This is a genomic window from Priestia flexa NBRC 15715, from assembly GCF_001591565.1.
Lineage (GTDB): Bacteria > Bacillota > Bacilli > Bacillales > Bacillaceae_H > Priestia > Priestia flexa.
Map to the genome: position 1 here is coordinate 1 of NZ_BCVD01000164.1, position 6,566 is coordinate 6,566.

Sequence of the window (6,566 nt, forward strand, 5' to 3'; positions counted from 1 at the left end):
ATATCTTAGAGAGAAGTACTTAGACTCGAGCTTAAAGGCCTTGCAGACATTGGGATTGGAATAGAAAAAAATTGAAGAAGCTGAAGCAACTACACTGAACTTATTGCCTCAGCTTCTCTTTAAAGAAATCTCTTTTTATTCTCAATTAACTTTAGTACAAATGGATTATTTATTCCCTTTGGAATAACAGGTTCGTCAAAGGGCATTATGCCGGTCGTGAGGAAAAAGTCACTCTCTGTAATTTCCCAGGCATTACATATAAATATGCTTTTCTTCTCTTTATGGATTGCAAATTCTTTTTTGAATTTAATATTTTCGACTCCATTCCCCATAATTGACGGGGCAAAAATGAAAACGGGGAAATTGCTTAAATTCTGCTCAAAACGATGTAAATTCTCTGATGTTATGGCTTCCATAGTGTGCAATCTATTAATGGTTGATATAATTTCTGTACTTTTTGTAATTGTTTTATCGTTAGATGGATCACTACCAATAATAACCCTATACCAATTTGGATTATTCTTATTAATACCTTTAATAATACCTATCTTTATTTTGTTGTACTTATCAATTGAACCGTATTCAGATATCCATTCTTTGAAAATTTGTACTCCGGATTTATCCAGAAATACTGGAGAGAGAATCGGAGGGATATCGTTTTGAACAGTACCAATAAAATTAATTCCCTTCCACTTTGCTTTGTCCCATAAGGGTATATTAATAATTGTGCTCGTACTAATATTCTCTTGGCTAGTATTCTCAAAATTTAGATCCTTGGGAGGTTCCTCATAATGAATTTTCAACTTTTCCTCAGTTTTTACATCCTCATTTTTTTCCAAATCCTCATTTTTAATTGGAACTTTTTCAGTTCTTAAAAGACTATAAGATTTATACTGTTCAGTTTCTAAGCTGTAATTATAAATGCCTACTCCTAAATTTTCTAATACATAAAATACACTATTAGAAAATGTCTGTGATCTATCAAGTGCATTTTCATTTTTTATCATCTTTTCTATACTTCCCATTGCTTTTTCGTAAGGGAATAAAATAGAAACAGTATATCCTAGAACCTCTAATAAAAAGTTTTGCATTTGTTCCTGCACTCCAGCAAAATCCTCTTTTGAATAATTAGAACAAACGATCTTTGCTTGGTTCTTTCTGGTCTCGTCTATTTCTAACCTTAATTGAAATGAAGGATCATCAATATAATCAATTTTAAATATAATTGAGTCAGCTAATGGTAACAATTTGTTTTGCATTCCTGTAACGAAAAAGCTCTCAATCGAAGCAAGAATTGTAGAACCAATTTCCATACACAAAGCATTATTTGGAGATAGGACTTTTATTTGGCAGCCAAGTATTTTAGAGGTGAAAACAACTTCATTTTCAAATCCAAACCAAGGCATACCAATCATTTGCTCTTTGGCGGGTTGATTGTACCATTTATAAATAAAATCATCAAACGCATCTTTATTTCTATTAAACTCATCTAGCATTTCATCATCGTAGTATCCAAGCTCATACTTTAGGGCAATAGATGAGAAAGGCAAGTCTCTTTCTAATAAATAATCTGGGAGAGATTCTAAGTTAGATAGCTTTGAAAATTCCACTCTAAACATTTGAATACCAAGAATATAATCATAAATATCCTCAATTTGTTGCTCATCTATTTCCTCTGGGTATAATTGCTTTGATATCTTTTCTAAATTATCGAACTCTATTGAATTCATTATTCTACCAAATTTTAGTTCTACATACTTCAACCTATTTGCAGATACTATCAATGCAGGATTCAATTCCCCAAACTTTAAGTATTGATTTGTACATAAATAAAATACATACATATAAAAATTTCTTGATGCCCAATAAAGCCCTATTTTTTCAAAAGAAGAAGCCATATTTACCAATGTAAAGATTAAATCATCTTTACTTTCTTCCTTAAATAGTTTATTAAGTGACCGACTAAAATATTGGATTGCTTTATAGGGATGGTCTATTAAATCGATTCCTCTTCTAGTTAACATCTTTGCCATTTCTAAATCCTGAGATTGGGATCCCATTTTTTCAAGTAACAACTCAAAAATTTCACTATAGTAAGGTGAATCTTTATAAATTGGAGTTTTCATAATTAACTTGTTTATGGGATATAGGTTAAAGTCGAGATTACCATCACTTTGATTTATGATATCTACATATTGCTTTAGAATATCATTAATATCATCACCCAACATTGTCCTTACCATTTGATAGCTTGCTCTTGCTTCTAAAGAAGCATTAGGTCTAGTTAAATCATCAATATACTTTTTGTGTTCATTTATTAGGATTTCTGTGTGTTCCTTGATAGGTATTAGCTCTTCATCATGTGATAATGAAAAGAGATTCATCCATAAAGTTGCTAAATTTTTAAGTTGTTCAACGTTAGAATCGTCAAGTGTTAACTTTTCGTATTCTTTATATTTTTTATAGTATAAGGTAGTATCTGGATACCACCAGAATATTGTCCAAGCGTATTGGTATATTACTTCAGCCCTATCTACTTTCATTCCGAATTTTTCCGATAGTGATTGGGCTCTTTCCAGAATTCCAACCATCTTATCCTTAGGCAATTCTAATTGTCGACCAAGAGTAATACATCTTTTAGCCATGGCCAAACATTTTGATGGTTTTATTTCGGTAGGTTTTTTTAGGGCCTTTTCAATTTCTTCAAGTTCTCTTAATCTTTTCAAATCCATTGCACCAATTTGCTTCTCGTCACGGAAGCTATCTGACAGATGAAAAGAGTTTATAGCTATTTCTTTGTTATCATTAGAAAACACCTTTTCTAAAAGCCAATTTTTGTCTAAAATTCTTACATCAATATTAAATTGATTACGAAGCTCATCTTCAGTTTCAGCTCGTTTTTTATCCGATACATATTGATTCGTCATGAAAAATATTTTGGTATAATTACGATTCAACTCATCGTTAACTTTAATTATTTTTGCTACATCAGATTTAACTTTTGGTTTCCAATCTCTTTTTGCACTTATTGCAAAAGCCCACCTGTTAGTTGCAGAATCATTTCCGTAACCATAATACCAAGTACTTGCCAAAACTTCAGAGACAGGGTATGTCTCGCTATCCACCTTACTATCACCACCACCAGTAGGACCTGTTTGTGGAAGGAGATTTGGACAAATTTCTACCTCTGCAATTTTTCTGCAAAACTCCTCGAATTCTTTTTCTCTTCCTTCATTGGTTAAGGTTTCTAAGAAATATGAGAAAAAATTTCTGTCTAAATGACCAACTTTTACTATCTTCGTATCTGAAAATTGTTCTGGATGAATTTTTCTGAAAAACTCTTTTTGCCTTTCCAAAAAAAATTCTCCTTTCTTAAATGCTAAATTTGATATCTCCAAAAAGTAATGTCTTGAGGCATTTTAACTATTATAATTATACCAAAATTCTATAAACTGATGTTACCATTGCTCTTTGTGAGTTTCTTTTTCTGGTACAATGGCTAATATGGAGTCTGATAATGTTATATAATAACAAGATGAAAGAATTCCTATCGTGCGTTAATAGATAAACGATTGATCGGCTGCTTTGTTCAACCATTTGACTTAGTCTGGCTTGTATTTTCGGGGGAAAAGAGGGTGGATTGGAATGGAAAAGCAATTTTTAAATTTAATACAATTATTTGAGGGTTATGTACGTAATTATCGTAGACTGAATTTATCCCAATTACATAATCGCTCCATGTTCACAAATCGTGAAATAGAATACTTTGCTAAACTTGGGGAAATGTTGGGTTTTGATGCCTATATAGAAGATTCTAAGTTTGATAAGACTAAAGGGCGATCCAGACCAATGGATTTATCATGGTGGAAATGGGATTCAAGAGTAGATGATCAGTATTTCTTATATCTTGCACTTCATCTCGAAAGGGAGAATTCTTGGAGTAAAGACGTTGAAACAATTGAAAAATTATTCTCACAAACTGAGGAAGAATATGTACCTCATAACGTAATTGGAATACAATTCATAGAAACAGAAAAACGAATAGACTATCTAAATAACCTAGTTTTACAAAAAAACTCTATTCAAAATTCTAATGCTCTTATGATTTATAGGTACGATGAAGGTGAAGTTGAACGTGTATGTGCATATTATTTCACTCCAAAAGGGCTAGAGGAAGTTAGAATTGCAATCTGTGAACAAGATGACCTTGGGTATTCTTTCATGTGTTTTGAAGAGGAATTTGTAACTAAAACTAAAAAGAGAGAATTAGCTAATTGTGTATCTCTTTTAACTGAAGGTAGTAATCAACGATGAAAGATATAAAGGGACGAATATTACTAAAATTAAATAACACACTTACTAACAATGCAGTTGAAACCTCAGTTAATAGATTCAGATCACAAAATAACTGGTATAATCTCACATATAGACGGTTCATTGAAAGATTTAATGAGACAAGGGGAGAAACACATATCGGAGTATGGGTTGAACGAGTAGCATTAGTTTATTCATGGCTTCCAAAAATACCACTTTCCTCTTTTAACAGAAGTACAGATGATTTGGAAAAAATCATTTCTTGTTTAAACGAGTTAGAATTAATCTTTTTTGATGCAAACCTATCATCTATTGGAAATACTGCATATCATGGTCCTAAATATCATGGAGAAACAATATTTGCATCATATAAGGGATATTATGATGTGGCAATCAGAGAATTTCTATCCCCTGCCGGCTATTTGCTACATAATAAGCCTAGCTTGGATACTCAGTTGTCCTCAACTACAAAACTTTTACATTTTATTTGCCCTAGATTATTTCCTATTTTTGATTCTAAAGTTTGTAATCAATTATACGGTACCACCAACCAGACTTACAAAAAATATCATGCTTATGTTTTTGCAGTTCAAGAGTTCTTAAACATAAGTGAAGTGTCACCTTATATATTTAACATCGCCAAAAAAATGGATTTGTCTCCATTGTACATAATAGATTAAGTGTTATTTAACATAGAAAAAGAAGATTGATACGGTGCTTATATGCTAATTTTCCTATGGAAAGCTAGTTAAAGAGTCTTCAAATTGAAAGGTTTAGAGTATAAAATAGTTCTTTTTTAATATTTTGCTCTCATCCTCTGGTACACTTTTTAACAAGTTTACTTAATTTCATTGGCACAGAATTTTTTGAATGAATGTCTTAGGATTAAAAGTAAAAGAAAATTATAATTAAGAAAGGATTGAAGTAGCATGGAACTGGTTTTGGATAGTCGTGAGGAGAAGAGTTTGGCACAATTATGTTTTTATTTGGATATGCCTGTTAGAAGAGTAGCCAATAAAAATGGGAATGAGTGGTTGGAACAAGTGCTCAGTTGTGTGGGGCTATCTTCGTTAGTTGATGAATATAGTAACTATTTCAACCCGTACTCTTACAATAGAGGTTATACAAATGACAATGATAGTTTTAATCCTGAATTAGGAATGTTAAAAGTCTGTAATAGAATTAAACATGAAAAGGAGCTTTTAAATGAATTTTTAAATGAAATTTTTAGAAGGTTGGACAATATTGAAGACGATTATTTACTAAGTCAAATAAGCAATTGTGTTCAGTTATTAGGTTATGAATTGCAAATTGAAAGTACCGAAATAGGGGAACGTTACTCACTTCAGTATCTATCCTCTGGAGAGATAGAAAGACAACGTGAAATGTCAGTCATGAGAAACGAACTTAATATAAATCATCCGGATATTTTAAGATACTATAATGAAGCCTTAGAGACATATAGTAATGGAAATTTTAAAAGCTGTATAGATAATTGCAGAACAGCATATGAAAAGATATTTGCTATACTTGATTCTGAAAACGGTGATTATTTAAGGGGAATATTATCAGCCACAGGTGAAACTATCATAGAAAACGGTACTGAATTAAAAAGTAAAAACAAGATTTTTAAATACTGGTTGGAAAAGAACAAAGGTGCTAACAGATATCGTATAATGGCTACTTTGTATAGTGGTATGTCGGGGCTAGGTCCACACGGCGAGGATAATCCTTCACAAGAAGATGCGTTACTGATATTAAGAATGACTGAAGATGTATTCTTGTGGTTGATTCAAAAAAGACTTATTTAGTTTAAATGTATCAGTCGCATGAAACCAAAAAAGAAAGTAATAATTTATTACTCATTTCTCAAAACTCTTTTTTCTACTATGTCTAACTAAAATAAACATCTCTCAGTCAAAATAAACATTACCGATTCAGATCCGGTTTTCGTGAAAATAAACATTTCCGAATTCTGGGTCTTTTTCATGCCCAGCCCTTGCCCCATCTATGTTTACTCATGTTTCCTTCACTCAACATTCTCGGAGAACTTTATTTTAAAACAGAAAAAAAGATGAAAAAACAGGCGGAAAAGAGGTGGAAATACGTGCGTTTTTGAACCGAAAAAGTGGAAAAGTGGGGGTCCTGTCGGTAAACTTTATTTTAACTCGGACGGTGGAATGCGGGTTTGAGGTGGGGGTTTTCGGAGGGGGTAATTATGGTTGTACAAAAAGAAGAGGCTGGGACATAAG

General features: G+C 32.1%; 4 protein-coding genes. 3 read left to right on the plus strand and 1 reads right to left on the minus strand.

Annotation, left to right across the window (positions count from 1 at the left end):
* Positions 1–119: 119 nt before the first annotated feature.
* Positions 120–3,356, minus strand: coding sequence for a hypothetical protein (locus tag BFL01S_RS18335; RefSeq protein ID WP_061786577.1), 3,237 nt, complete (start codon positions 3,354–3,356; stop codon positions 120–122).
* 289 nt (positions 3,357–3,645) lie between these two features.
* On the opposite strand from BFL01S_RS18335, the gene BFL01S_RS18340 reads away from it, so the two are divergent.
* From BFL01S_RS18340 to BFL01S_RS18350, 3 genes are all read left to right on the plus strand, one after another.
* Positions 3,646–4,314 carry a hypothetical protein gene (locus BFL01S_RS18340; RefSeq protein WP_061786578.1) on the plus strand — a complete coding sequence of 223 codons (669 nt, stop codon included), beginning with the start codon at positions 3,646–3,648 and terminating at the stop codon, positions 4,312–4,314.
* On the plus strand, positions 4,311–4,994 hold the full coding sequence (locus BFL01S_RS18345; RefSeq protein ID WP_061786579.1) for a hypothetical protein: 684 nt from the start codon (positions 4,311–4,313) through the stop codon (positions 4,992–4,994). The genes BFL01S_RS18340 and BFL01S_RS18345 overlap by 4 nt, the downstream gene beginning before the upstream one ends.
* 249 nt (positions 4,995–5,243) lie before the next feature.
* Positions 5,244–6,125, plus strand: a complete 882-nt coding sequence (locus tag BFL01S_RS18350; RefSeq protein WP_061786580.1) for a hypothetical protein — start codon at positions 5,244–5,246, stop codon at positions 6,123–6,125.
* Positions 6,126–6,566: the final 441 nt, after the last annotated feature.